Origin of the sequence: uncultured Bradyrhizobium sp. (assembly GCF_936928535.1) — a bacterium.
In the GTDB taxonomy this organism is placed as follows: Bacteria; Pseudomonadota; Alphaproteobacteria; order Rhizobiales; family Xanthobacteraceae; genus Bradyrhizobium.
In genome coordinates this window covers 1-23,862 of the sequence record NZ_CAKZHY010000154.1, presented here as the reverse complement: position 1 = coordinate 23,862, position 23,862 = coordinate 1, and the positions used below count along the sequence as shown (strand labels likewise).

At 63.1% G+C, this 23,862-nt stretch carries 27 protein-coding genes and 1 pseudogene; 16 read left to right on the top strand and 12 right to left on the bottom strand.

The window, feature by feature from the left end; translation table 11 throughout:
- Window positions 1-15 precede the first annotated feature (15 nt).
- The 4 genes and pseudogenes from Q0687_RS29380 (at window position 16) to Q0687_RS29365 (ending at window position 3,191) form a co-directional block, all read left to right on the top strand.
- Window positions 16-1,806 carry a sensor histidine kinase gene (locus Q0687_RS29380; RefSeq protein WP_298884937.1) on the top strand — a complete coding sequence of 597 codons (1,791 nt, stop codon included), beginning with the start codon at window positions 16-18 and terminating at the stop codon, window positions 1,804-1,806.
- An 11-nt stretch (window positions 1,807-1,817) separates the two neighbouring features.
- Window positions 1,818-2,342, top strand: a pseudogene (locus Q0687_RS29375) (HPr kinase/phosphatase C-terminal domain-containing protein).
- A gap of 133 nt (window positions 2,343-2,475) precedes the next feature.
- A complete protein-coding gene (locus Q0687_RS29370; RefSeq protein ID WP_007597752.1) occupies window positions 2,476-2,877 on the top strand; it encodes a PTS sugar transporter subunit IIA in 402 nt (133 codons plus the stop codon).
- A complete protein-coding gene (locus Q0687_RS29365; protein WP_298884935.1) occupies window positions 2,874-3,191 on the top strand; it encodes an HPr family phosphocarrier protein in 318 nt (105 codons plus the stop codon). The genes Q0687_RS29370 and Q0687_RS29365 overlap by 4 nt, the downstream gene beginning before the upstream one ends.
- 56 nt (window positions 3,192-3,247) lie before the next feature.
- On the opposite strand, the gene Q0687_RS29360 is transcribed toward Q0687_RS29365, so the two are convergent.
- The gene (locus Q0687_RS29360) at window positions 3,248-4,873 is read right to left on the bottom strand and encodes a glycosyltransferase family 39 protein (RefSeq protein ID WP_298884942.1); all 1,626 of its coding nucleotides are present in this window, start codon (window positions 4,871-4,873) and stop codon (window positions 3,248-3,250) included.
- 126 nt (window positions 4,874-4,999) lie between these two features.
- On the opposite strand from Q0687_RS29360, the gene lepA reads away from it, so the two are divergent.
- Complete coding sequence (lepA, locus tag Q0687_RS29355; RefSeq protein ID WP_298884934.1) at window positions 5,000-6,811, top strand: translation elongation factor 4; 1,812 nt, start codon at window positions 5,000-5,002, stop codon at window positions 6,809-6,811.
- Window positions 6,812-6,982: 171 nt separating this feature from the next.
- Here the strand turns inward: lepA and Q0687_RS29350 are convergent, their stop codons facing one another.
- From Q0687_RS29350 to Q0687_RS29335, 4 genes are read right to left on the bottom strand one after another with little or no spacing between them, the layout of a single operon-like run.
- Window positions 6,983-10,138, bottom strand: coding sequence for an efflux RND transporter permease subunit (locus Q0687_RS29350; RefSeq protein WP_298884933.1), 3,156 nt, complete (start codon window positions 10,136-10,138; stop codon window positions 6,983-6,985).
- Window positions 10,135-11,211: an efflux RND transporter periplasmic adaptor subunit gene (locus Q0687_RS29345; protein ID WP_298884932.1), complete on the bottom strand. Its 1,077-nt coding sequence runs from the start codon at window positions 11,209-11,211 to the stop codon at window positions 10,135-10,137. The genes Q0687_RS29350 and Q0687_RS29345 overlap by 4 nt, the downstream gene beginning before the upstream one ends.
- Complete coding sequence (locus Q0687_RS29340; protein ID WP_298884931.1) at window positions 11,208-12,326, bottom strand: efflux RND transporter periplasmic adaptor subunit; 1,119 nt, start codon at window positions 12,324-12,326, stop codon at window positions 11,208-11,210. The genes Q0687_RS29345 and Q0687_RS29340 overlap by 4 nt, the downstream gene beginning before the upstream one ends.
- Window positions 12,323-13,099, bottom strand: coding sequence for a sensor histidine kinase (locus tag Q0687_RS29335; protein WP_298884930.1), 777 nt, complete (start codon window positions 13,097-13,099; stop codon window positions 12,323-12,325). Before Q0687_RS29335 ends, Q0687_RS29340 begins: the two co-directional genes overlap by 4 nt.
- A gap of 206 nt (window positions 13,100-13,305) precedes the next feature.
- Here Q0687_RS29335 and Q0687_RS29330 point away from each other — a divergent pair, with 206 nt between their 5' ends.
- On the top strand, window positions 13,306-13,956 hold the full coding sequence (locus tag Q0687_RS29330) for a TetR/AcrR family transcriptional regulator (RefSeq protein WP_298884929.1): 651 nt from the start codon (window positions 13,306-13,308) through the stop codon (window positions 13,954-13,956).
- Window positions 13,957-13,974: 18 nt separating this feature from the next.
- On the opposite strand, the gene Q0687_RS29325 is transcribed toward Q0687_RS29330, so the two are convergent.
- Both Q0687_RS29325 and Q0687_RS29320 read right to left on the bottom strand, forming a co-directional pair.
- A complete protein-coding gene (locus Q0687_RS29325) occupies window positions 13,975-14,412 on the bottom strand; it encodes a hypothetical protein (RefSeq protein ID WP_298884928.1) in 438 nt (145 codons plus the stop codon).
- A 26-nt stretch (window positions 14,413-14,438) separates the two neighbouring features.
- Entirely contained in the window at window positions 14,439-14,693 is a 255-nt protein-coding gene (locus Q0687_RS29320) for a hypothetical protein (protein WP_298884927.1), read from the bottom strand.
- Between the two features lie 149 nt (window positions 14,694-14,842).
- On the opposite strand from Q0687_RS29320, the gene Q0687_RS29315 reads away from it, so the two are divergent.
- The 4 genes from Q0687_RS29315 to Q0687_RS29300 are packed head-to-tail and all read left to right on the top strand — an operon-like array spanning window position 14,843 to window position 15,779.
- Complete coding sequence (locus tag Q0687_RS29315; protein ID WP_298884926.1) at window positions 14,843-15,043, top strand: hypothetical protein; 201 nt, start codon at window positions 14,843-14,845, stop codon at window positions 15,041-15,043.
- Window positions 15,040-15,195, top strand: a complete 156-nt coding sequence (locus Q0687_RS29310; RefSeq protein WP_298884925.1) for a hypothetical protein — start codon at window positions 15,040-15,042, stop codon at window positions 15,193-15,195. The genes Q0687_RS29315 and Q0687_RS29310 overlap by 4 nt, the downstream gene beginning before the upstream one ends.
- A gap of 22 nt (window positions 15,196-15,217) precedes the next feature.
- A complete protein-coding gene (locus Q0687_RS29305; RefSeq protein ID WP_298884924.1) occupies window positions 15,218-15,436 on the top strand; it encodes a hypothetical protein in 219 nt (72 codons plus the stop codon).
- Between the two features lie 40 nt (window positions 15,437-15,476).
- Entirely contained in the window at window positions 15,477-15,779 is a 303-nt protein-coding gene (locus tag Q0687_RS29300) for a hypothetical protein (RefSeq protein WP_298884923.1), read from the top strand.
- A 297-nt stretch (window positions 15,780-16,076) separates the two neighbouring features.
- On the opposite strand, the gene Q0687_RS29295 is transcribed toward Q0687_RS29300, so the two are convergent.
- Both Q0687_RS29295 and Q0687_RS29290 read right to left on the bottom strand, forming a co-directional pair.
- Window positions 16,077-17,765, bottom strand: coding sequence for a methyl-accepting chemotaxis protein (locus Q0687_RS29295; RefSeq protein ID WP_298884921.1), 1,689 nt, complete (start codon window positions 17,763-17,765; stop codon window positions 16,077-16,079).
- 185 nt (window positions 17,766-17,950) lie between these two features.
- Window positions 17,951-18,274, bottom strand: coding sequence for a hypothetical protein (locus tag Q0687_RS29290; RefSeq protein WP_298884919.1), 324 nt, complete (start codon window positions 18,272-18,274; stop codon window positions 17,951-17,953).
- A gap of 120 nt (window positions 18,275-18,394) precedes the next feature.
- On the opposite strand from Q0687_RS29290, the gene Q0687_RS29285 reads away from it, so the two are divergent.
- From Q0687_RS29285 to Q0687_RS29275, 3 genes are all read left to right on the top strand, one after another.
- Window positions 18,395-19,360, top strand: a complete 966-nt coding sequence (locus Q0687_RS29285; RefSeq protein WP_298884916.1) for an AraC family transcriptional regulator — start codon at window positions 18,395-18,397, stop codon at window positions 19,358-19,360.
- 429 nt (window positions 19,361-19,789) lie between these two features.
- Window positions 19,790-20,809: a tryptophan--tRNA ligase gene (gene trpS, locus Q0687_RS29280; protein WP_298884914.1), complete on the top strand. Its 1,020-nt coding sequence runs from the start codon at window positions 19,790-19,792 to the stop codon at window positions 20,807-20,809.
- Window positions 20,810-21,020: 211 nt separating this feature from the next.
- Entirely contained in the window at window positions 21,021-21,311 is a 291-nt protein-coding gene (locus Q0687_RS29275; RefSeq protein ID WP_298884912.1) for a hypothetical protein, read from the top strand.
- Window positions 21,312-21,374: 63 nt separating this feature from the next.
- On the opposite strand, the gene Q0687_RS29270 is transcribed toward Q0687_RS29275, so the two are convergent.
- Window positions 21,375-22,064: an aspartate/glutamate racemase family protein gene (locus Q0687_RS29270; protein WP_298884910.1), complete on the bottom strand. Its 690-nt coding sequence runs from the start codon at window positions 22,062-22,064 to the stop codon at window positions 21,375-21,377.
- A 193-nt stretch (window positions 22,065-22,257) separates the two neighbouring features.
- Here Q0687_RS29270 and Q0687_RS29265 point away from each other — a divergent pair, with 193 nt between their 5' ends.
- Both Q0687_RS29265 and Q0687_RS29260 read left to right on the top strand, forming a co-directional pair.
- Window positions 22,258-22,467 (top strand): hypothetical protein, encoded by a 210-nt coding sequence (locus tag Q0687_RS29265; protein WP_298884909.1) that lies wholly within the window; start codon window positions 22,258-22,260, stop codon window positions 22,465-22,467.
- A gap of 123 nt (window positions 22,468-22,590) precedes the next feature.
- A complete protein-coding gene (locus Q0687_RS29260; protein ID WP_298884908.1) occupies window positions 22,591-22,830 on the top strand; it encodes a hypothetical protein in 240 nt (79 codons plus the stop codon).
- Window positions 22,831-22,876: 46 nt separating this feature from the next.
- On the opposite strand, the gene Q0687_RS29255 is transcribed toward Q0687_RS29260, so the two are convergent.
- On the bottom strand, window positions 22,877-23,137 hold the full coding sequence (locus Q0687_RS29255; RefSeq protein WP_298884941.1) for a DUF3551 domain-containing protein: 261 nt from the start codon (window positions 23,135-23,137) through the stop codon (window positions 22,877-22,879).
- A gap of 73 nt (window positions 23,138-23,210) precedes the next feature.
- A complete protein-coding gene (locus Q0687_RS29250; protein WP_298884907.1) occupies window positions 23,211-23,468 on the bottom strand; it encodes a DUF3551 domain-containing protein in 258 nt (85 codons plus the stop codon).
- A gap of 195 nt (window positions 23,469-23,663) precedes the next feature.
- Between Q0687_RS29250 and Q0687_RS29245 the strand changes: the two genes are divergently transcribed.
- Window positions 23,664-23,862 (top strand): hypothetical protein (locus tag Q0687_RS29245; protein ID WP_298884905.1); only part of this gene is annotated, 199 nt, incomplete at its 3' end.

Sequence of the window (23,862 nt, the reverse complement as noted above, 5' to 3'; positions counted from 1 at the left end):
ACGCGGGCGTAAGCATTGCTTGACCGAACGCTGCCTGATCCGAGTTCGAACGCCGAGGACGTTGCATCCCACGGCGCGTCGGACCATGAGGACAAGCCGGTCGCGAAAGGCTGGGGGCCGCTGAACTGGCTCAAGCGCGCCGGGCAGTTCTTCTTCGCACTGTCGTTCTCGAGCCTGACCCGCCGCATCGTCTCGCTCAACCTTGCCGGCCTGGTCGCGCTGGTCGCAAGCATCCTGTACCTGTCGCAGTTCCGCGCCGGCCTGATCGACGCGCGCGCGCAGAGCCTTTTGGTGCAGGCCGAGATCATCGCCGGCGCCATCGGCGCATCCGCAACGGTGCAGACCAACGCGATCACCGTCGATCCCGAGCGGCTGCTCGACCTCAAGCTGGGCGAGAGCTACGGAGGCGTGGATGACTCGCTGGATTTTCCGATCAACCCCGAGCGCGTGGCGCCGGTGTTGAGCACGCTGATCTCGCCGACCAAGACCCGCGCGCGGATTTTCGATCCGAATGGGACCGTGCTGCTCGACAGCCGTGATCTCGATATCGTGCGCGGCATTCCGCTGCCGCCGCTGTCGGACAAGCCAGGCCTGGTCGAACGCGGTATGGCCGCGGTGCGTACCTGGCTGAACCGCGGCGACCTGCCGCTCTATCGCGAGCTCGGGCGCGAAAATGGCAACGGCTATGTCGAGGTCGCCGACGCGCTCCACGGCCAGAAGCGCTCGATGGTTCGGGTCAATTCGCGCGGCGAGGTGATCGTCTCGGTCGCCGTCCCGGTGCAGCGCTCGCGCGCCATTCACGGCGCGCTGATGCTGTCGACCCAGGGCGATGAAATCGATCAGATGGTCACGGCCGAGCGCCTCGCCATCCTCAAGGTCGGCGGCGTCGCTGCAGCGGTCATGATCATGCTGTCGCTGCTGCTGGCGAGCACGATCGCGGGTCCGGTGCGCCGGCTCGCAGACAGCGCCGAACGCGTCCGCCGCCGCATCAAGACCCGCGTCGAGATTCCCGACTTTACCCGCCGCCGCGACGAGATCGGCCACCTCTCCGGCGCGCTGCGCGACATGACCAACGCGCTCTACAAGCGGATCGAGGCGATCGAGATGTTCGCCGCCGACGTCGCCCATGAGCTGAAGAACCCGCTGACCTCGCTGCGCTCCGCCGTCGAGACGATGCCGCTGGCGCGTAACGAGAACAGCCGCGCTCGCCTGCTCGAGGTGATCGAGCACGACGTCAAGCGGCTCGACCGGCTGATCTCCGATATCTCCGACGCGAGCCGGCTCGATGCCGAATTGCAGCGCCAGGATGCGATCCCGGTCGATCTCAAGCGGTTGCTCGGCACGCTGGTTGCGGTCGCCAATGAAACCAAGCTCGGCCACGACGTCGCCGTCGAGGCGCGCTTCGAGGGCCGTAGCCCGACCGATACGTTCTCGGTGACCGGCCATGATTCGCGGCTCGGCCAAGTGGTCTCCAACCTGCTCTCCAACGCCCAGTCCTTCTCGGAAGCCGGCAGCAAGGTGCGCCTGACCTGCCGCCGTATCCGCGGCGAGATCGAGATCGTGGTCGACGACGACGGCCCCGGTATCCGCGACGACGCGCTGGAGCGCATCTTCGAGCGCTTCTATACCGACCGGCCGCATCAGGGCTTCGGCCAGAACTCGGGCCTCGGCCTCTCGATCTCCAAGCAGATCGTCGACGCCCATGGCGGTCGGATCTGGGCCGAGAACCGCGCCGGCCCCACCGACGAAGACGGAACGCCGACAGTTGCCGGCGCGCGCTTCGTGGTGAGGCTGCCGGCGTTATGAGCCAAGACCGCTTGAACGAAGGCGGGCCGAGCGTTCACGCATCCGCGGTCAAGGTCGGGTCCGTGGCTGTGCTGATCCGTGGGCCATCAGGCGCCGGCAAATCGCGCCTTGCCTTCGATTTGATCATGGCGGGACGCGCAGGGGTGATCGAAGACGCGGTTTTGGTCGGCGACGACCGTGTCCATCTGGCGACAGTCAGCGACGAAATTGAGGTTCGCTCCGCCCGCCCGTTGGCCGGCCTAATCGAGATCAGGGGCCTGGGAATCCGCCGCTGCGACTTCGTGGAGCATGCGACGGTCGGCCTCGTCGTCGATCTGGATGCTGACGACGCCGAACGCCTGCCTGCGCCCGAATCGCTGAAAACGACCATTTTCGGTGTCGAAATACCACGAATCCCTGTGGGCCGCGGCTATTCGCCCCTCCCCTTGGTTGTCGCGGCCTTGACCACTACCAAGAGTTAACCTTCGACTAACGCCTGCGGCGATTGTTTGAAGGGAAATGGTAACCATATGAACCCCACACTCGCGACCGAGTAGACCGGCGCAGCTCCCCTCATCCATCCGTCTAGATTCAGGGAGATACGCAACATCCCCTCTTGCGCGGGGGCTCTGGATGGTCAAAGTGGCGCGTTCGTGCGGCGCACCAAAAAGCGCCCGCGGGAGTTTTCCGATGATTGGTCTAGTACTTGTGACCCACGGGCGCCTTGCCGACGAATTCAAGGCGGCGCTTGAGCACGTGATGGGTCCACAAAAGCAAATCGAAGCGATCACGATCGGTGCTGAAGATGATTCCGATCTGTGCCGAAGCGACATCATCGAAGCGGTTAACCGCGTCGATTCCGGCGATGGTGTTGCGATCCTCACCGACATGTTCGGCGGCACGCCGTCGAATCTCGCGATTTCCTGCATGAGCCGGCCCAAGGTCGAAGTGCTCGCGGGCATCAACCTGCCCATGCTGGTGAAGCTTGCCAAGGTGCGAGAGGAGCGCCCGCTGCCGGACGCGATCGCGATGGCTCAGGAAGCCGGCCGCAAATACGTCACCATTGCCAGTCGCGTGCTCGCCGGCAAATGAGCGACGACGCGCCACAGGCCGGAACTGGCGTACCCGCCGGCGCGATCTCCAAAGAGCTCCTGATCATCAACAAGCGTGGCCTGCACGCCCGCGCCTCGGCGAAATTCGTCCAGGCGGTCGAGCGATTCAACGCGCAGGTGTGGGTGACGCGCGGCGGCGAGACCGTCGGCGGCACCTCGATCATGGGCCTGATGATGCTTGCCGCAGGACCGGGGACGACCATCACGGTCGCGGCGGCCGGCACCGACGCGGAAGCTGCGATTGCAGCGATCACCGAGCTCGTTGAAAGCAAGTTCAACGAGGAAGGCGTTTAACACCTTCAACGTCATTCCGGGATGGTGCGAAGCACCAGATCCGGAATGACCTTCGGTCACTTCGCAGGCGGCGCGATGTAGACATTCCACGTCATCGCCGGCCCGGGCTTGCCGTGGGTGAAGCGTCGCGTCGTCATCACCATCCGCTCGGCGTTCGGCGCGATCTCCGACACCCATTTCTCGAACGCCGGCAGGCGGCCGTCGGTCGGATCGAACACGCCGATGAAGCCGTATTTCTTGACATCGTCGAGTGACGACAGCCCGGAGGACCACGCCTCGTTCGGGATGAACGCAACCGGATGGTCGGGGCTGTAGAACACCATCGGCTGGATCGACTCCATCGTGCCGACGACGACCGCCCAGCGCGAGGCGAAACGGGAATGCCAGGCTTGCGTCAGCTCGCGCGCGAGCTCGGAGCGCGCGCCATAGGTCGCCGTGTTGTCCTTGTTCGCCGCCATCTCGCGCGCGGCGATCCAGGGCGAGGCGACAAGCGTCGCGACGCTGAGCACGAGCCAGATCGCGGTGATGTTGAACAGCACGGCGCTCTGCACGCGCAACGCCGGTATGGCGACCAGCGCGAGCGGCACCAGGAAGAACAGCGAGATGCCCCAATCGGTCTTCAGGTAGACGCTGAAGACGAACGCGCCGAGCGGCGGTCCGGCCGCGACGATGATCTGGATGATCCAGACGTTACGCGCCTGGGAAACGTTGACACCGGGATTGGCCCCGCGCGCCCAGGCCCGCGTGACGATGCGCGAGGGTGCGCGCAACAGCAGGGTCCGCCACGGCGGCACCAGCGCCATCGCAAGTGCCGCAAGCGCGACGGGAAGCGCCAGCAACCCGGCATTGTGCAGGACATAGCCGAGCACGAGCTGATGCACGAGGCTTGCGTCCTCGGTGCTGTAGGTATCGCCGGCATAGGTCAGCGGCACGAAATGCGAATCCGCCAGCCAGACGATGTGCGGGATCATCGCCACCAGCATCGTCGCGATCGCGACCCAGGGTGCCGGCGACAGCAGGAACCTCATGCGATCCGGATGGATCAGCGCGGCAAGGCCGATGGCGCCGATCATGGTCAGCACCCAGTATTTGGTCATCAGCGCCAGCGCGCCGGCGAGCCCTAGCCAGATCCCTGATAGCCAGCTCCGCTTCTCGAACGCGTTGAGATAGGCGAGCACGACGAGCGGCAAGGTCACGAGCTGAAGCAGATCGGGGTTGTATTTGAAACCCTTGAAATTGAAGATCGGGTAGAGCGCGACCATCACCATGACCAGGAAGGCGCGGCGCGGATCGACCACGCGCATCGCGACCAGCCAGCAAATCACCATACCGACGCTGACGGTCGCCATCGCCAGCGCATAGGTCGCCCAGTCCGTCGCGGGAAAGACCTTGAACCACAGCCCCGCAACCCAGCCCGACAGCGGCGGATGCTTGCCATAGCCCCACAGGAATTTCTGGCCCCAACCCCAGGCTTCTGCGACGTCCATGTGAACGTCCTGCGCTGCCTTGAGATTGATCAGGATGAAGGTCCAGATCACGGCATGGAGGATGGCAAACTGGATCACCAGCCAGAGCCGGGCGGAGGGGTCGGTCGCGTAGGCAACCAGCCAGGCCCGGAAGCGGTCAAAGCTCACCCGGGGTTTTACGCGTGATCGGCCGGAGGGGATCGAGGTCGTTGACATCAGCCTGGACATGGGCGCTTGCGTAGCGCGTTTTGGCATCAGGTGGAATCAGCTTGGCGTGAAGAAACGCCCTGAAAATACAGCAATATGGTTGCCGCACGGGGATGTGAGTGGTATCGCGTGCCCATGACGACCGTCCCCATTTCCAACATCCGCAATTTCTCCATCGTCGCCCATATCGACCATGGCAAATCGACGCTGGCCGACCGCCTGATCCAGATGACCGGCGGCCTCACCGACCGCGAAATGGCGGGCAAGGAGCAGGTGCTCGATTCCATGGACATCGAGCGCGAGCGCGGCATCACCATCAAGGCGCAGACGGTGCGCCTCGCCTACCACGCCAAGGACGGCAAGGATTACGTGTTCAACCTGATGGACACTCCCGGCCATGTCGACTTCGCCTACGAGGTCTCGCGGTCGCTGGCGGCATGCGAAGGTTCCCTGCTGGTGGTCGATGCCAGCCAGGGCGTCGAGGCGCAGACGCTCGCCAATGTCTACCAGGCGCTCGACAACAATCACGAGATCGTTCCCGTCCTGAACAAGGTCGACCTTCCCGCGGCCGAGCCCGAGAAGGTCAAGCAGCAGATCGAGGACGTCATCGGCATCGACGCTTCCGACGCGGTGATGATCTCGGCCAAGACCGGTCTCGGCATCCCCGACGTGCTCGAAGCCATCGTTACCCGCCTGCCGCCGCCGAAGGGCGATCGCGACGCGACCTTGAAGGCGCTACTGGTCGACAGCTGGTACGACGTCTATCTCGGCGTCGTCGTGCTCGTACGCATCGTCGACGGCGTGATGAAGAAGGGAAGCCGCGTGCGCATGATGGGCACGGGCGCGGCCTACGACGTCGAGCGCGTCGGCTTCTTCACGCCGAAGATGCAGCAGGTCGACGAGCTCGGCCCCGGCGAGATCGGCTTCATCACCGCCGCGATCAAGGAAGTCGCCGACACCCGAGTCGGCGACACCATCACCGACGACCGCAAGCCTGTCACCGAGATGCTGCCGGGCTTCAAGCCGGCGATCCCCGTGGTGTTCTGCGGCCTGTTCCCTGTCGATGCCGACGACTTCGAGACGCTGCGCGCCGCGATGGGCAAGCTGCGCCTGAACGACGCCAGCTTCTCCTTCGAGATGGAAACCTCGGCCGCCCTCGGCTTCGGCTTCCGCTGCGGCTTCCTCGGCCTGCTGCACCTCGAGATCATCCAGGAGCGGCTGTCGCGCGAGTTCGATCTGAACCTGATCGCGACCGCGCCGAGCGTCATCTACAAGATGAAGCTCACCGACGGCACCGAGCTCGAGATCCACAATCCGGTCGACATGCCCGACGTCGTCAAGATCGAGGAGATCCAGGAGCCCTGGATCGAAGCGACGATCATGACGCCCGACGAATATCTCGGCAGCGTGCTCAAGCTCTGCCAGGACCGCCGCGGCGCGCAGAAGGAGCTGACCTATGTCGGCTCCCGCGCCATGGTGAAATACGATCTGCCGCTCAACGAAGTCGTGTTCGACTTCTACGACCGCCTCAAGTCGGTCTCCAAGGGCTACGCCTCGTTCGACTATCATCTCACCGACTACAAGCCGGCCGACCTCGTCAAGATGCAGATCCTGGTCAATGCCGAGCCGGTCGATGCGCTCTCCATGCTGGTGCATCGCACCCGCGCCGAAGGGCGCGGCCGCGCCATGGTCGAGAAGATGAAGGAACTGATCCCGCCGCACATGTTCCAGATCCCGATCCAGGCGGCGATCGGTGGCAAGGTGATCGCGCGCGAGACCGTGCGCGCGCTGCGCAAGGACGTCACCGCGAAGTGTTACGGCGGCGACATCACGCGTAAACGAAAACTTCTGGAAAAGCAGAAGGAAGGCAAGAAGAAGATGCGGCAGTTCGGCAAGGTCGACATCCCGCAGGAAGCCTTCATTGCCGCGCTGAAGGTCGACAGCTGAGGCCGATCAGGGACCGGCCGTGGAGTCAGGCCGTGTCACGCGAATCTCGAAAACAACCCCATGCACAGTAGCCGACGCCTTGTCGGCACCATACAATTTCGATTTTTACGAATATCGCTTGCTCCGTCGGGCAAAACAGAGGCATAATGGCAGGATCGGCGTAGCTGACCGTCAGCCATGTGCCGGCTCCAGAACGGGCGCCGGCGCGCCGTGCGCGACAACGGGCTCCGGCAAAGCGGCGCCATGGCCTGCCTCCCTCGTCTGGGGTCCCGATGATTCATCGCCGCGCTCAGGATGAATCCTGAACCACGCGACATACAGCGCCGGCAGGAACAGCAGCGTCAGCAACGTGCCGACGATGATGCCGCCCATCATGGCGTAGGCCATGGGACCCCAGAAGATCTCGCGCGCGATCGGAATGAGCGCGAGGCTTGCGGCTGCCGCGGTCAACAAGATCGGCCGCATGCGGTGCTCGGTGGCTTCCACCACGGCATCCCAGGCGGGTCTGCCCTCCTTTTTGAGATCCTCAATCTGCACGATCAGGATCACGGAGTTGCGGACCAGGATGCCAATGAGCGCCAGCACGCCGAGGATGGCCACAAAGCCCAGCGGCGCGCCGCTCGGCAGCATGGCCATGACGACGCCGATCAGGGCGAGCGGCGCGACCGCGAACACCAGGAACAGGCGCGAAAAGCTCTGCAACTGCACCATCAGCACAGTGGCCATGACGAACAGCATCAGCGGCACGACCGCGATGATCGGTCCCTGGCTCTTCGCACTCTCCTCAACTGAGCCGCCGATCTTGATCAAATAGCCTGCGGGGAGCTGCTTCGCAAACTCCGCCACCTTCGGCGCGAGCTGGTCGACGATCGTCTTCGGCTGAACGTTGCTGACGACGCCGGCCTTGAGCGTGATGGTCGGAATCCGCGCGCGTCGCCAGATCGTGGGTTGCTCCAGCTCATAGCGCAGAGTAGCGACGGCCCCGAGCGGCACCGATTGACCGCCGAGCCCGGTCAGTTGCAGATCGCGCAAGGTGTCGATCGAGGCGCGCTCCAGTGCGGTCGCACGCCCCGTGACATTGACGAGATAGATGCTGTCCCGGACCTGCGTGATCGGCGTGCCCTGGAGCACGGAGTTGACGGTGGTGGCGATGTCTTCCGAGGTGACACCGAGCTGGCGCGCCTTGTCCTGGAGCACGTCCACCTTGACGACGCGCGCCGGCTCCATCCAGTCGAACACCACATTGCCGAGATCAGGACTGCTGCGGATGACGCCGGCGAGCTTCTGCGAGAGGTCGCGGACCTCGGCGACGTCAGGCCCGCTCAGGCGGTATTGCACCGGACGGCCGACGGGCGGACCGACCTCGAGCAGCTTGACGTAGGTGTCGGTGCCCGGGAACGTCTTCCTCAGGTAATCCTCGAACTGCGACTTCAGCTTGTCGCGGGCGGCGATGCCACCCTTGGTGACGATCACCTGCTGGCCGAACCAGGTGTTGGCGGTCTGCAAATCGAACGACAGCACGAAGCGGGGCGCGCCGGTGCCGACATAGGTGGACCAGTGCTCGACCGAATCGTTGCCCTGCAACTGCTCGTGCTCGAAGCGTGTCATCTGGGCGTTGGTGTCGGCGATCGACGCGTTCTGCGGCAGATTCCAGTCGATCACGAGCTCGGCGCGATCGGACGAGGGAAAGAACTGCTGCTGCACGAACTGCAAGCCGACCGAGGCCAGGAGGAAGGCGCCGGCCGTCACGGCGACGGTACTCCAGCGATGATGCATGCAGAACAGGAGGAGGCGCGCGAACATCTGCGCGACGCGGCCCTTCTGCTCGTGATGTCCCTTCATCCTCGCGGGTAGAATGGTGACGCCGAGCAGCGGCGTGAACAGGACGGCCACAATCCACGAGACGATCAACGACACCGCGATCACCACGAACAGGGTGAAGGTGAACTCACCGGCATTGCTGCTGTTGAGCCCGATCGGGATGAAGCCGGCCACGGTGACGAGCGTTCCCGTCAACATCGGAAACGCGGTCGAGGTATAGACGTGGGTCGCCGCCTTCTCCAGGGGATCGCCGATCTCGAGCCGCGCCACCATCATCTCGACCGCGATCATGGCATCGTCGACCAACAGGCCAAGCGCGATGATCAGGGCGCCCAGCGAAATGCGCTGCAGCGAGATGCCGCAATAGGCCATCACGACGAAGGTGATCGCGAGCACGAGCGGAATGGCGATGGCGACCACGAGCCCGGCGCGCACGCCAAGGCTGAGGAAGCTGATGCCGAGCACGATGATCACGGCCTCGAACAGCGCTTCGGTGAAGCCCGAGACGGCATGTTCGACCACGACGGGCTGGTCGGCAACGAGGTGGACACCGACGCCGATCGGAAGGTCGGCGATGATCTTCGTCATCTCCTCCTTCAGCGCCTCGCCGAACTGGAGCAAATTGGCGCCGGATTTCATGCCGATCGCGAGCGCGATGGCGGGCTGACCGTTGTATCTGAACAGGGTCGACGGCGGATCGGCGTAACCGCGCGTGATGGTCGCAACATCGGTCAGCGGGAAGAAGCGATCGTTGATGCGAAGATTGACGGCCTTGAGGCTGGCCTCCGATGTGAACTGGCCGTTGACGCGAACACTGATCCGCTCCGGCCCCTCCTGGAACACGCCTGATGGCGCCACCGCGTTCTGGCCCTGCAGCGAATTCATGATGGCGTGGACGTCGAGGCCGAGGGCGGCGATCTTGCGCGTGGAGAATTCGAGATAGATGACCTCGTCCTGCGCGCCGAGAATGTCGACCTTGCCGACGTCAGGCACCGTCAGCACCTTGGCGCGAATGTCCTCGACCTGATCGCGGAGCTGTCGCTGGCTCAAGCCGTCGCTGGTGAAGGCATAGACGTTGCCGAACACGTCGCCGAAGCGGTCGTTGAAGCCGGGTCCGATCACGCCTGGCGGGAAATCGCCCCTGATGTCGGCGATCATGTTGCGGACGCGCACCCAGGTCGGCTTGACGTCGGCCGCCTTGGTCGAATCACGCAAGTAGACGAAGACGGTGGTCTGGCCTGCGACCGTCACGCTCTTGGTGTAGTCGAGCGATTCGAGCTCCTCCAGCTTCTTCTCGATCCGGTCGGTGACCTGACGCGTCATCTCCTCGGGCGAGGCGCCCGGCCACTGGGCCTGGATCACCATCGTCTTGATGGTGAAGTCAGGATCCTCTTGTCGACCCAGTTGAAGGTAGGCAAAGAGCCCCGCCGCCATAAAGGCGACCATGAAATACCAGACAAGCGAGCGATGACCGAGCGCCCAGTCGGAAAGGTTGAACGACTTCATGGCTCTTGATCCTGTTCGATGCGGACGCGCTGTCCAGGCTTGAGGCTGTGAATTCCGGCGGTGACGATTCGCGCGCCGGCGGCAAGCCCGCCGGTGACGCGGATGCCCGCCGGTTCGGCGACGCCGCCGATTTTCTGCAAGGAGACGGTGCTGGTGGACTGATCGACCACCCAGACAAAATCGGCGCCATCAGCGGCAAGCACGGCTGATGCGGGCAGGCGCATGACCTTGCCCTGATCCTTGCCCAGCGTTGCTGTGACGGTTGCGCCGAGACGGAAGCTTTCGGGCGGGTTGTCCAGCGCGATCCGAACGCGTCGCAGCCGCGTCACCGCATCGGCTTGCGGCGCGATTTCGCGAATCTTGCCCGCAACCTGAACCGCGGGAAGAAGCTGCAGGCTGACGATGAACGGAAGACCAATCTCGAGCGGCCCGGGGAGGTCTTCGCCGATATCGACGACGGCCTCCCTGACGTCCGGCCGCGCGACCGTCACCACGGTTTGACCCGGGGAGGCCACCTGGCCGACTTCGGCGCCGACAGCGGTGACAACGCCGCCGAAGTCGGCCTTGATCTGGGCATAGCCGAACTGCTCGATCGCCTTGGTCAGGTTCGCCTGCTCCTGCGCGACGCTCGCTTCGGCGCCGGCGCGGGCCTGCTCGGCATTATCGAGCGTCTGCCTGGTGGTCGCATCGCTGGTGATGAGCGTGCGCTGCCGCGCCTCCGTGGCCCTAGCCGTCGCAAGCTGCGCCTCGGCCTTCGCCAGTTGCGCCTTGGCTGCGCGAACGGCAAGATCGAGTGCGGTGGGATCGATCGTGCCGACAACCTGTCCTTCCTTGACGATGTCGCCGACATAGACCGGACGCGAGGTCATTCGTCCGAGCACGCGAAAGCCAAGGTTAGTCTTGTAGCGCGGCTCGACGACGCCGACGGCAAGCGTGCGCTCGCCACTGTCCGGCCTCGCCAGCATCGAGAGCACCGGCCGCACGGGCTCGGGCGCTTTTGCCTCCTGCTGGCAGCCAGCGAGTAACGCAGCCGCCGCGAGCGCACCTGCGATCATCATTACCTGTGGCTTCATGACCGGTCTCCTTCTTCGGTGACGGCCTGGCCCGCGCTGAGAAGCTTGCCGCCATCGACGACGACGCGCTCGCCTGGCTCGAGGCCTGCCTTGATCAGCACCTGACCGGCCTCGTATGCGCCGACCGTGACCGGCTTCAGCGACGTTGTCCGCGTCTTCGGATCGACGGTCCAGACGGCAGGCTTCCTGCCCGCGGCCATCAGTGCACTCCAGGGCAGAGCGATCTCCTGCTGAGCTTTCGCCTTCACCGTTCCGGCGACGGCGCTGCCCAGCGTCATTGCGGCCGGCGGATTTTCGATGGACACCTTGACGCGGATCGTGGAGCTCTTCGCGTCGATAACGGGTGAAATCTCTCTCACCTCGCCTGTCGCAGTCACGTTGGGATCGGAGACCAGCGCCAGCCTGACGCGGCGACTGTCGGTCTGGCCAAGGAAGGCGGATTCATAGACGTCAAAGACGGCATCGCGTTCCCCGTCCTGCGCGAGCGAGAACACGGGTTGCGCGGCCGGCACGACCTGACCGACCTCGAGATTTCGCGCGGTAATCACGCCATCGGCTTCGGCGCGAAGGACGGTATGGCCCAGCGCATCCTGCGAGGTGCCGAGCTGCGCCCTGGCCGCGTCCAGCACGCCCTCCGCCGTTCGCAGCCCTTCCTCGGCCTGGTCGTAGACCGTGCGGGTGGTGAAGCCGCTTGCGATCAGCGCTTTCTGACGCTCGAACGTCGCCTTCGCCACGCGCAGCTGAGCTTCGGCGGAGGCCACTGCCGCGGTCGCAGCATCCACGTCGGCCGCCTGCTCAGCCGGATCCAGGCGAGCCAGGACGAAGCCCTTGTTGACGTGAGTGCCGACCTCGACATCGCGGGCGACCACACGTCCACCGACGCGGAAGGAAAGGTCGGCACGGAAGCGGGCCTGAACCTCTCCCGTCAATGTGAGGGAGGCTTGCCGCTCGCGCGGCTGCGCTATCACGGTCCGCACCAGCGTCGCCCGTGGGGTGGTCTGCGCGGCGCGATCGTTGCAGCCAGCCAGCGCAATGCTGGCAAGCACCGCTGCGGCGACGCGCTTTGCCGTATTCGGCGTTCGAACGATGCGGATGAGGTGGGTCTGGATGGTCATGGCGCAACCGTGTGATGGGAAGGTGACAACAGCCGGCCAAGCGGATCCGGCGCGCTCGCGCTGAGCAACGTTTCGCTGGAAGCGGTAGCGCGCGTGCGGCGAGGAGCCCGCATCTGGCGGGTGGCGATGGTCCAGTTTGCGTCCCTCTCGCGCTCGGTTAGCGGAAATGACAGAACGATCGAGGTGAATTCGGCGCCAAAGCCCTGTTCGATCCGGCCGCCTAGCGCCCGTGCAATGTCCTTCGCAATTCGCAATTCGCGATCGGAAACCTCCCGCGCGGGACGCGTGCCGTTGTCGAGAATCACGCAGTTCACCAGCGCGCCGATGCGCGTCAGCTTGACCCTGATCTGCCCTTCCCGCCCGTCGAAGCAAGCGTGCCTCGCCGCATGCATCACGATCTCATGGACGATCAGCCCGAGCTGCCAGCTTCGCTCCGGCTGAAGCGCAAGGGACTGGGTCGCGAAGGCCAATTGAATATCCATCCGGTTAAGGACCGCCCGGCGCATGCCCCAGCCCAGCTTGCGAATGGAGGTGGCGGCGTGGATCAGCGTGTCGCCCGCAGGCCTCGTCAGCGAACGATGCACGTCGGCGTAGCCATGCAGCAGCTCGACGACATCGCTGAGCGCGCGCTTGGCTTCCGTCCCCTCGGTCCGGATCGCGGCGGCGGAGACGAGGTCGATGGCAAAGGCAACACCGTTGGTGACCCTGTGGTGCAACTCGCGCAGCAGCACACCGTGCTGCAAGCCGGACGAGTCTGGGTTCAAGACAGTCACGACATTCTCCTCTTTCGGCTCGGACATCGGCGTCGCATGGCCCGGCTTGGCGGCCCCGATCGTTCGGGAGCACCCGCAAGGTCGACAACGTCGGCGATCTGGATTAATAAACTATACCGTATATTTTCTTTTTCTTGCCTTTCCTCGCAGACCGTGTCAAGCGGGAAAGCGATCCGCACAGACTCGTGATTTTCGGAGCTGCAAGAATGAAGAAGACCAAGCGAGGCAGACCACCCAAGGATCTGGCCGGCGACGCGCAGGCGCGCATTCTCGATGCGGCCCAGCAGCTGTTTCTGGAGAAGGGCTACCGCAGCGCCAGCATCGACGACATTTCCGAGCTAGCGCCTGCAAGCAAGCCGACCATCTACGCCCACTTCCCCGGCAAGGAGGCGCTGTTCGCGGCGGTGGTGGCGCGCACCATCGACGGCTTGACGGACTTCGAGGGCTTCTCGCCCGAAGGCCGCACCATCGAGGACAAGTTGATGAGCCTCGGCACAGCCATCGTCGACCGGGTGATCGAGGAATCACTAGGCATGGTGCGCGCAACGATCGCGGAATCGCAGCGGTTTCCCGAACTCAGTCGCAACGTCCACGACGCCGCCCGCGATCGCTCCCTGAACGCGGTGTCGCAGTTGCTGGACGATGTCACGCAAAAGCTCGCCCGCAACCCGAGAGGCCCTTTCAGCGCCAAGCGAAGCCGAGCCACCGCACAGATCTTCCTCGACCTGATTCTGCTTCCGATGCTGTTTCGCTCGCTGGTCGGCGAGACGCCGAAAGACCTGAAGAAGGAGCTTCCCGGGTTCGTACGCGAGCGCGTCGGCTTTTTCCTGGCGGCCTGCGAAACGGACTGGTCGTAAAAGCGCGTATGACCGCTCTCACTCCGCCGCAAGCTCTATCAACTCGCGGCGACAGGCCTCCCCGAAAGCGCGGAGCGGATCCATTTCCTCGATGAATCTGGGCAGATCGATAAAGGTGCGGTTTGGCGACAGATATGTTTCGATGATCAAGTGGCCGGCTCTCTCGGCGGCCTGAACGACCTCGTTGCTCGACAAGATCCGCATGCGTCCGACCAGCGTATAGAGGCTGACCAGTTGCGGGATCTCGGTTTGATCCTTGACCAGCGCCTCGGCATAGAGCCGGGATGCCTCCTCGATGAAGCTATGATACAGATGTTCGCGCGTCGAGAATGAGCGGGCATGATGTCGCTCGCGACGCTTGCGGCGCCCGCTAAACCATCCACTGACGATGGTCGAGACTGCGCCGAATGCGGAGCCTCCAAAGGCGGCCAGGGCAGGTATGTACATCGTGCTCATGGGATCGCTCTTGTCTCCGTCGCTCTTTACCTTCCCCTGATCGGTCCGGTACTCGCCTGCTCGAACACGGCCTTGCATGCTTCGCTCAGGTTCGACTTCCTCTGTCGTAGACAAGCTTCGACTCCCGAGGGATCAGGAATGTAGGCGCTGCAGAGACGAAACGCGTCAGGCGTACAGGCCGCCCTCTGCTCCGCGGTGCCCTGGTTCTCCTGCGCGGAAGCGGCTGCGCTGCCAAGCGTGATCAGGGCTGCTGCGAACAGCGCCGGGATCGATCTATTCATTGTCAGTTCCTTGCTCTGCCTGAGGCTCTCGTATGCGGGCGAGCCTTGCCGCCCGGTCTGCACACGCGCTTGTGAGGTCCTTGTCTTGACATCGATGCGGCGCGCGATTTATATGAACTATACGGTTTATTTTATTTAGGAGATGGAGAATGTCAAGCCTGCTGTTCGCCTTGATGCGGGAAAATCCGATCCCCGGGCTCGCCGCGGCATCGCTGAATGTCGTCGTCGCCCTGTGCCTTGTGGCGATGAGCCTCACGCTCGGGATCACGATCGCGACGATCGCCTGGGTTCATTCGCCCGGCGAGCGCAAGCCCAGCCCTATCAGGCTCGCGCGGAGGACGATCGCATGACGCCGGCTCTGCTGATCGCCCGCGATTGCATCATCTACTGGGTCAATGTCTGGATCGCGCCGGTCGAATGCGTGTTCGACATGATCGAGTTCGAGCTAGCGCGCAGAGGCGTTGCGCCTCTCCAATCCGACAATCTCACGCACACCGCGTGAGAGGACGCAAGGCGCCCCGACCATGCTGAACTACATCGAAGTCTTCGACGTGATCGAAATGGACCCGGACAGCGGCGAAGCCGTGTGGACCGGAATCACCGGGACCCGGTCGGCGCTCAAACGCGACGGATTGGCGATCGATGAGAAAATCGCAACCTATTGTCCGGCCGATTGGCTCGACGAGCGCGGCTATCTCGATACCGAGCTCGCGCGCAAGCATCGACGACCGTGGAGCATCTGACGATGAGACCGAGTGATATGACCATCCGGAGCCGCGTGCCGTGAGCCGGCAATCCTTGATCATGCGCGCCGGCAGGGCGACGGAAAGCGCCTTCCCCCTGCGTGGCTATTTTCTGTCGGTCGGCGCCATACTGCTCGGCCTGCTCTGGATGGCAGGCGCTCTGCTGCCGGCCGCATCGCCTGGGCACTTTACCGAACCTGATCCCGCACGGCCTCCGATCCGCATCCAGTCTGCCATGAAGGGACCGGAACGTGTCGTGATCGATACCAACCAGCCCCTGCCTGCGCCGTCCGACAAGGCGATCGTCGTCGCCCACTCGGCTGCGGCGGGCAGCGCGAATTAGCGGATGCGCCAACCGGCCCCTCACCCAATCGCGAAATCCGCCGCCGTCCCGGCGTGAATCACCGTCGTTTCGAGGGTCCCGACTGACGCCAGCCGATGATGATGCACTCGGCGCCTGATGCGACCAGCGCGGCCATCACGGTTGGGAGCGGCTGGGCGACGCATCGGCGACGACGACGCGGCACAGTTCGTCGTAGATGATGCGGTTGACGTCGGCGCGCTCGTCGGCTGGGGGAACGTGGGCAGGCCGATGACAGTCAGCTTCAGACCGACCTGCGAGGCCGGCATGCACCGATGATCAAGCTGCCCTTATTGTCTCCGCGAACCGTTGAACCGCCTTTGTCAGGCGGTCGGTCTCGACGCCCAGCGTTTTCGACGCGCCGTGGACCCTGTCAGCCGCCGTTCCCGTATCGACCGCGCCGCGATTCACTTGCTGGATGCTGTTGACGACCTCGTCGCTCCCGTCTGCGGCCTGCTGCACGCCGCGGGCGATTTCCCGCGTCGCCGCGCCTTGCTCCTCCACGGCTGCGGCAATCGTCGTCGAAATCTCCGAGAGACGCGAGATCGTGCTGCCGATTTGTTGGATGGCCTCGACCGATGCCTCGGTCGCGGCCTGCATCTGGGTGATCTGAGTGCCGATTTCATCGGTTGCCTTCGCCGTCTGCGCCGACAGAGCCTTGACTTCGCTGGCAACCACGGCGAAGCCGCGTCCTGCTTCGCCGGCACGTGCTGCTTCAATGGTGGCGTTGAGAGCCAGCAGATTGGTCTGCTCCGCGACCGCCGTGATCATCTTGATGACCTCGCCGATGCGACTTGCGGCCCCCGACAATGCGGCCACCAGCTCGTTGGTGCGTTGCGCCTGGCCGACGGCGGCACTCGTGATCCGGTTGGCTTCGTCGACCTGGCGGCCGATCTCGCCAACAGAAGCCGCCATTTCCTCGGACGCCGCCGCGGCCGAGCCGACGCTCTTGGACGAGCTCTCCGACGCGATGGAGACCCCTTCCGTCAGCGTGCGGGTCGATCGAGCGGCATCGGCAAGCGTGACCGCAGTCGCCGCGATGTCCGAGGATACCGACGAGACGGTGCCGACGACGCTGCCGACCGTCGCTTCGAATTCGTCTGCCATGCGCGCGAACTCCGCCTTGCGCTCCTGCTCGGCACGAACGCGCTGTGCGGATTGATCGGTTTCCATCTCGCGGACACGCGCGGCATTGTCCTTGAACACCTGCACGGCCTGCGCCATTGCACCAATTTCGTCCTGGCGCGAGGCGGAGGGGACGTGAGCGTCGAGGTCACCACCGGCAAGCCGCTCCATCGCGGAGGTCATGGCACCGATCGGACGTACGACACCCAGCACCACGCCAATAAGTCCGGCGCAGATCATCAGAACCACCACGGCGGACACGCCCCACACTGCGTTGGAAAGAGCGCTGACCGTTGACGACGCGCTGGCCTCGGCCGCCGTGTTCGCATCCGACGTCCTTTTGACGACGTCGTCGATGATAGCGCGATGCGCCTTGTAGGCCGAAGTTGCCGTGTCGTAAGCCGCGAGCGCGGCCTCGGTCTTTCCGTCGGCCAAGGCCGGCAGCAAGCCTTCCTCGATGGCCTTCCAGAAGCGACCGACCTCGGCGTCCGACTTCTCGATCAAGAGCGATTTCAACGCCGATTCGAGTCCGGACTTCGACCAGAACTCGCGTCGATCGTCGTAATCTTTCCGAAGCTGCGTCAACCGCTCGCGGTGCTCAGCATGCCGGGTGGGGTCACGCAGCGCAAGCGTTGCCTCCAGATAGGCTTCGATCACGTATTCTGGCGGCGGCAGGATGTCCGCGATCAGGTCGTTGCCTAGCTTGATCCTGTCATATACCGGCCCGCCCACCTTGATTTGCTGAAGCGCGTAGTTGCTGGTGCCAATGATGGCGGCGAGCCCCAGGACGACGGCAATACCGAAGACAATGATCGCGCGCGAAATGGTCAGACGAAACAGCACCGACGTCCCCCAACTAGAAACCCGAGCGTCAGCATTGCTACATGGCAGGCCTTAAATCTCGCTTGCGCTTGCTATCGGAAATCGGCGGGTTTGCTGTGATCCGGTCATTATTCTGACGCGCGCTGCTGCAGCTCCAGAAACAACGGACGTAACCGGTATCTTCGTGCCGCAGGCGGTTCGTGCCTCTAAACCGATCGACCATCGGACGGAGCAACAGCCAAGCCGTCTAAGCGCTCCCTGGCGGTTCTGATCAGCACTTTAATTCCGTGGGACTGCTCGATCAGCTGATGAACCGCCGGTTCTTTGCTGAAATCCGACAGGACGATACGGATGCATGCGTTGGCGGTATCGAAAATGCGCAAGATTCTCGCCATCTCGCCTGGCGTAAGACGCTCTATTTGCGTGCGGGATATGAAGGTTTCGACCACGGTCGAGATGCCACGCAGGCGCTCCGTTGCAACGGAAGCGGTTGATGCCGGTCGTCGGTTGAAGGACGCGACATTGGACATGTGGCGTTTCCTCTCATTAATGATTTTATTGATAGTATGCTGATAGTCATATAACGACAACGAACGTGCTTATCGGAATTCGGTGAGAATCGATCCTGCTCGACAGCCCGGTGCTATCTCGTGCCATTCTCGAAGCTGAAGCAATCTGCCCATCTGAGACTGCAACGCGCCTCAAGCCCCGAGGAATTCAGGGCTATCGGATTTATGGATATTGAGCGCCACGCTCTGCTTGGGCCGTATTTTTACGGCCGCGCGATTACCGCAATACCAGGCGCGCTCCTCATGCTCGAGCAAACATCGCCTCGCACCCTCTCGGGCATGATGAATGCGATGGGTTGCACGGTTGTCGTACCGATGACCAACCAAACACACGCTGTGTTCAACGGGAAAACATGGAGCTCGTCCGAAGTCGGATTGCTCAGGAGCGAGATTCTGCTCGATCTGCGCGAGCCGGCTCCGAATACCTTTGCTGTCATCCGGTTCTCTTCCGACATGCAGAATCGCGGCTGGGAGGAGTCGGAAGGGCAATTGCATCTGCACAATGCGAGCAGCGAGCACCTGTCGCGTCTGCAACATGTCATCCGACGCGCCTTGGCCTTGTCTTGTACCTCAATGCATCATCGGCAGTTTGCATTGGTTGCCGAATCGCTTCGCGACGAGTTGATGAATGCTCTGGATGATCTACTGATCCTGAGGAGCGATCGACACGCGGGCCAACGCGCTTACGAAAGACATCGCAAGCTGGTTTCGAAGCTCGATGAATTTGCGCGCGCGCATCCAGAGATGCCGCTTTACAGCGAAGCCTTGGCCAAAGAGCTGGGAACGTCCATTCGAACGCTGCAGCTCGCGGTTCAGACAATCCACGGAGCGAGCTTGCATCAGCATCTCCGCAACAAAAGGCTTTGGTCGCTACGAGCACAACTCGCACGCGGCATGCCGGCAACGTCGGTTTCGACGGCCGCCTTCGCAAACGGATTTTCGCACATGGGAGAGCTATCGCAGCTCTATAAGGTTACGTTTGGAGAACTTCCGTCCGATACGCTTTTGCGGAGCAAGAGCGCCGAAGCGCTCCCGGCCGGCAGGTGACAGCAAATCAACATCGGCCCTGATGTCAGATCCGGACCCCAGGTCCGCTGACGGTCGGCTCCCGGGCGGTGAGCCGACCCGCCAAGCTTCTTTTCGCGAAGACCGCTTGCGACCCAGAGCAGATTGCAGGGCATGATCCGCAGCAGTTGCATGTCTCGAGTATGGCGCACCTAACATGCGTTTATTTGGCATCTTGGCGACGACCATCCTCCTGCAAGGCCTCAGCGACCTCAGAAGACTTGCTTTCCCGGCAAGTTTCATCAATATCGTCTACATGACTGTCTCGATCACATCCGCGAACTTGTGGTGGCGCTCCACTTAGGAGCGGCACGGATTTGTCATTATCAACCGTCGCCGCCGTTCATCGGCTCGCGAGGTTGCTTCATCAAAAGTCCGATTGAACGGTGGCTCCTAAATCTGGAGACCACGATGCAGGATTCCTCATCCGCCCTTCCTGTTGTTTTGACCGGCGACAGAACAACCGGGCCGTTGCACCTGGGGCACTACCTTGGTTCGTTGAAGAGCCGCCTCGCCCTACAGTCAACGCACCAGCAGTATCTGCTGTTGGCGGATACCCAAGCGCTCACCGACAACGCCCACAATCCCGGTCGGGTGCGTGACAATGTCCTGGAGATCGCGACAGACTACCTTGCCGTCGGCATCGACCCGAACCAGAGCACGATCTGTCTTCAGTCTCATCTTCCTGCATTGGCCGATTTGACCCTGCTGTACATGAACTTTGTCACGGTGGCGCGGCTTGAGCGCAATCCAACCATCAAGGAAGAAATTCAGGCGCGAGGCTTCGGCAGAGATATTCCCGCGGGCTTTCTCTGCTATCCCGTTGCTCAGGCCGCGGACATCACGGGTTTCAAGGCGACGATTGTCCCGGTTGGGGACGATCAAGCCCCCTTGATCGAGCAAACCAACGAGGTCGTTCGCCGGATCAATCGCCAAGCTGGTGTCGACGTGTTGCCGGAAGCTCACGCGCTTATTCCGCGCGTCGGGCGTCTTCCCGGCATCGACGGCAAAGCCAAGATGAGCAAGTCACAGGGCAATACCATTCCGCTATCCGCCACGGCCGATGAAATACATGAGGCTGTCCGGCGCATGTTCACTGATCCCAACCATCTGAGGGCGTCCGATCCGGGCTGCGTGGAAGGCAACGTGGTCTTCACGTACCTGGATGCCTTCGATGAAGATCACAGCGCGGTTGAGGAATTGAAGGCACACTACATCCGCGGCGGTCTGGGCGACAGCATTGTGAAGAAACGTCTGGACGACGTGCTGCAGGCGCTTCTCGCGCCAATCCGAGACCGTCGCCGCGTCCTGGCTCGCGATCCCGGCTATGTCCTACAGGAAGTCAAGCGTGGCACGGAGCGAGCCCGGGAGATAACTGACGCCACTCTCCGCGATGTTCGCGCCGCGCTTGGTCTGTTCACACTGAATTAGGCTGATTGGGGCCAAGTCCAGCGCCTGTGTCTGGATTTTGGCCGATCTGCGAAGTTGCGTCGGGCCTAGTAAGCGGCCCGCTCCCGCGTCCGATCCAAGCTTAAGCAGAAGGTTGCCAGCCCAAGGCAAGTCCCCGGCCATCAGCCGGCATGCAACGTGTCGTTAACCGCTGCGCCATCACGATAGGCGCGATATTCACCGGATCCGACGGATGCACACGCTCGCCATGGCCGTCGCATACGGCCTCTACCTCGTTATCCTGATCGGAGCGATCGGGCTGGCGATCGTGGCCGTGTTCTGGCTGCCCGATCGCCTTCTTGGATTTAAGCGAGTCGAGGGGCTCGTGGTGGTGCCCCTGGCGACCATCGCAATCTGGCTGCTTCTCTCCTACGGCGCGGTGCCAATACCCGGCATCCTGATCGTGAGCCCGCATAAGCTTCTGGCAGGATTAGCCCTCACCTGCGGATTGATCTGGTGCTTTGTCGAAGATAACTGGCTGTGACGTTTGCGTGCCGGGCCCAATCGACGAGCAAGTCCGCACGCACGCCTGCTGCCGACGTTCGCCTCACCCGATCGCGAAATCCGCCGCCGCCTCGGCGTGAATCGCCGTCGTGTCGAACGTCTCGACCGACGTGTCTGCCGGCCCCACCAGCATCGTGATCTCGGTGCAGCCGAGGATGATGCATTCGGCGCCCCGCGCGACCAGCGCGGCCATCACGTCTTGATAGCGGCGGCGCGAGGCATCGGCCACAACACCAAGGCACAGCTCGTCGTAGATGATGCGGTTCACGTCGGCCCGCTCGTCCGCGTCGGGAATGAGGACATCGAGATCATGCGCGCGCAGCCGGTCGATGTAGAAATCTTCCTCCATCGTGAACTTTGTCCCGAGTAGGCCGACCCGCCGATATCCCCCGGCCCTAATGCGCTGCGCGGTCGCATCGCCGATGTGGATGAAAGGAATGGTCACGTTCGACATGATATCCGGCGCCAGCTTGTGCATCGTGTTGGTGCACAGCACGATCGCGCGTGCACCGCTGCGTTGGAGCCGCTGCGCGACCTCGGCGAGGCTCGCCGCCGCGTCCGCCCAGCGGCCGGCATATTGCATCTCCTTGATGCCCTGGAAGTCGTAGGAGTACAGCAGCAGCGGAGCCGAATGCAGCTTGCCCATACGATCACGGACGCGCTCGTTGATGAGCTTGTAGTAGAGCGCGGTGCTCTCCCAGCTCATGCCCCCGATCAGGCCAATGGTCTGCATCCTCGTGCCTTTCGAAATCCGGATCGTTCCGATCGTAAACGAAGGCGCGGACGCCCGCCATCACAACACCGTTGAACCCGCCGTCTGGTGGGGAGAGGCCACCGTTCCGATTGAACCCGACCCCGCTTCAACGACACTATTCCCGGCAGAGGAACGTCTCGCCCATTCACGGGCGACAAGGGGAGCATCGCCCATGCGACGACGAAACTGGCGATTGATTGCGGTAGGCGCGGTGCTGCTGGTGCTGGCCGCGCTGTTCTTCCTGTCGATGCGCGACATGACGCTGTGGTCCAATGATCCCGTCGCACTGATGCGCACAGTCGGAGAAGTCTCCGGCGCCGGCGGCGGCATCAGCCTCGTCATGATCGTGTTCGGCCTGATCGGGCGCAAGGCACCGGTCTGACCAACCTCATTCCTCAAGGCCGCGACAGCAACATCACGCCTTCGCTATGGTCGGAATAACGGTCATTCGACGCAAATCTGAATGTCAGAACCGCGCATCGCGCGGACACATTTGGAGGCTGCGATGATCACCTCGAAGCTGTCGCTCGTGCTCGCACTCATATCGGCGATGAACGCCGCGTCGGCGCAATCCTTTCATGCCTCAGCGATCGGCAAGGAAACCACCACGAGGCCCTGGACGGCGCCGGTCGGCCATCGCCAACCGCACGTATCAGATGTTCGCCCCACGGGGCCGCTGGATTTGCTCGACCAGGAGGATGCCAATGTCGACCGCAAGATCAGCGGGATTTGCAGGGGGTGTTAGTGAAGGTGCCGGTCGTCACGCCTGACGATACAAGCGCAATCCGCGCCTAATATCGGGGACGCGGAGCGCGGACCGGCTCAGGCGGCCGTTGTTGCACATATGGGTTTAGCAAGCACATGGCGGACTGGCCCGCAGCGGTCGCCTGGCACTGCTCCCACGAATTATACTGGCAGGAAATATAGTTGGCGCCGCCCCACTCCCATCTCTGAAGGCACACCGGATAATTGCCGCTGAACCGTTGAGCGGCGGCCGGCGTGGCCGCAGAAATTGCGATCAAGGCGAGGAGGAGAAAGGGAAGCGCGCGCATCATGTGACTCCGAAGACCTTGGTGGATCCTGCTTGCAGCAACGGACGGCGCCACCCCCGAGCGCTTGCCCGCCTTACTGCGATCTCTGCGTCCGGCGCGAACGCGGAGCCGGCTGCGGAGCCATCTCTCTGTACCTCACACGCGGGTTGATATCGCAATAGAGGTTCCATCGTCCGGACGCCGAGGCCAGGCACTGCTCTCGCGTTTCATACATGCAATCGCCGGACGCGCCGAGCTCTCCGCCCATGACGCACCAGGGATAGTCGCGGTCAGCGCGTGCTGCGGAAGAAAGCCCCGCCACCATGACAACAACCAGAATGGCGATTCGCATGAGATCCTCCATCACGTCAGCCGAACCGCGCCGCTCAATGCTCGAGCCCGGAAAGATGACCGTTCGGCTGACCATGGCTTACGAATTGTTCCCCAAAAGGGCAAGCATCAATGCTGTCACGGAGGATGACAACCAATTTAGGAACGTCCGCATCCGGCTCCGGTTGACCGGCACATCATCATCAGGAGTTGAACAATGCGGAAGACAATTTTCTCGCTGACCCTATGCGCCTTGCTTGCCGGAGCGTCGATCGGTTTCGCCCACGCACAGGGTGCCGGCGGCGGAGCAGGCGGCGGCGCCGGGGGAGCAGGCGGAGCGGGTGCGGGCGCTGGTGCCGGAACGGGGGGCGCGGGCGTCGGAGCCGGAGCGGCCGGTACCGGCTCGATGGGCGGCA

Bases quoted from the DNA above. Each gene is read 5' to 3' on its own strand.
- Q0687_RS29370 (WP_007597752.1), top strand. From the start codon at position 2,476: ATGATTGGTCTAGTACTTGTGACCCACGGGCGCCTTGCCGACGAATTC.
- Q0687_RS29365 (WP_298884935.1), top strand. From the start codon at position 2,874: ATGAGCGACGACGCGCCACAGGCCGGAACTGGCGTACCCGCCGGCGCG.
- Q0687_RS29360 (WP_298884942.1), bottom strand. From the start codon at position 4,873: ATGTCAACGACCTCGATCCCCTCCGGCCGATCACGCGTAAAACCCCGG.
- lepA (WP_298884934.1), top strand. From the start codon at position 5,000: ATGACGACCGTCCCCATTTCCAACATCCGCAATTTCTCCATCGTCGCC.
- Q0687_RS29350 (WP_298884933.1), bottom strand. From the start codon at position 10,138: ATGAAGTCGTTCAACCTTTCCGACTGGGCGCTCGGTCATCGCTCGCTT.
- Q0687_RS29345 (WP_298884932.1), bottom strand. From the start codon at position 11,211: ATGAAGCCACAGGTAATGATGATCGCAGGTGCGCTCGCGGCGGCTGCG.
- Q0687_RS29340 (WP_298884931.1), bottom strand. From the start codon at position 12,326: ATGACCATCCAGACCCACCTCATCCGCATCGTTCGAACGCCGAATACG.
- Q0687_RS29330 (WP_298884929.1), top strand. From the start codon at position 13,306: ATGAAGAAGACCAAGCGAGGCAGACCACCCAAGGATCTGGCCGGCGAC.
- Q0687_RS29325 (WP_298884928.1), bottom strand. From the start codon at position 14,412: ATGAGCACGATGTACATACCTGCCCTGGCCGCCTTTGGAGGCTCCGCA.
- Q0687_RS29320 (WP_298884927.1), bottom strand. From the start codon at position 14,693: ATGAATAGATCGATCCCGGCGCTGTTCGCAGCAGCCCTGATCACGCTT.
- Q0687_RS29315 (WP_298884926.1), top strand. From the start codon at position 14,843: ATGTCAAGCCTGCTGTTCGCCTTGATGCGGGAAAATCCGATCCCCGGG.
- Q0687_RS29310 (WP_298884925.1), top strand. From the start codon at position 15,040: ATGACGCCGGCTCTGCTGATCGCCCGCGATTGCATCATCTACTGGGTC.
- Q0687_RS29305 (WP_298884924.1), top strand. From the start codon at position 15,218: ATGCTGAACTACATCGAAGTCTTCGACGTGATCGAAATGGACCCGGAC.
- Q0687_RS29290 (WP_298884919.1), bottom strand. From the start codon at position 18,274: ATGTCCAATGTCGCGTCCTTCAACCGACGACCGGCATCAACCGCTTCC.
- trpS (WP_298884914.1), top strand. From the start codon at position 19,790: ATGCAGGATTCCTCATCCGCCCTTCCTGTTGTTTTGACCGGCGACAGA.
- Q0687_RS29275 (WP_298884912.1), top strand. From the start codon at position 21,021: ATGCACACGCTCGCCATGGCCGTCGCATACGGCCTCTACCTCGTTATC.
- Q0687_RS29270 (WP_298884910.1), bottom strand. From the start codon at position 22,064: ATGCAGACCATTGGCCTGATCGGGGGCATGAGCTGGGAGAGCACCGCG.
- Q0687_RS29265 (WP_298884909.1), top strand. From the start codon at position 22,258: ATGCGACGACGAAACTGGCGATTGATTGCGGTAGGCGCGGTGCTGCTG.
- Q0687_RS29260 (WP_298884908.1), top strand. From the start codon at position 22,591: ATGATCACCTCGAAGCTGTCGCTCGTGCTCGCACTCATATCGGCGATG.
- Q0687_RS29255 (WP_298884941.1), bottom strand. From the start codon at position 23,137: ATGCGCGCGCTTCCCTTTCTCCTCCTCGCCTTGATCGCAATTTCTGCG.
- Q0687_RS29250 (WP_298884907.1), bottom strand. From the start codon at position 23,468: ATGCGAATCGCCATTCTGGTTGTTGTCATGGTGGCGGGGCTTTCTTCC.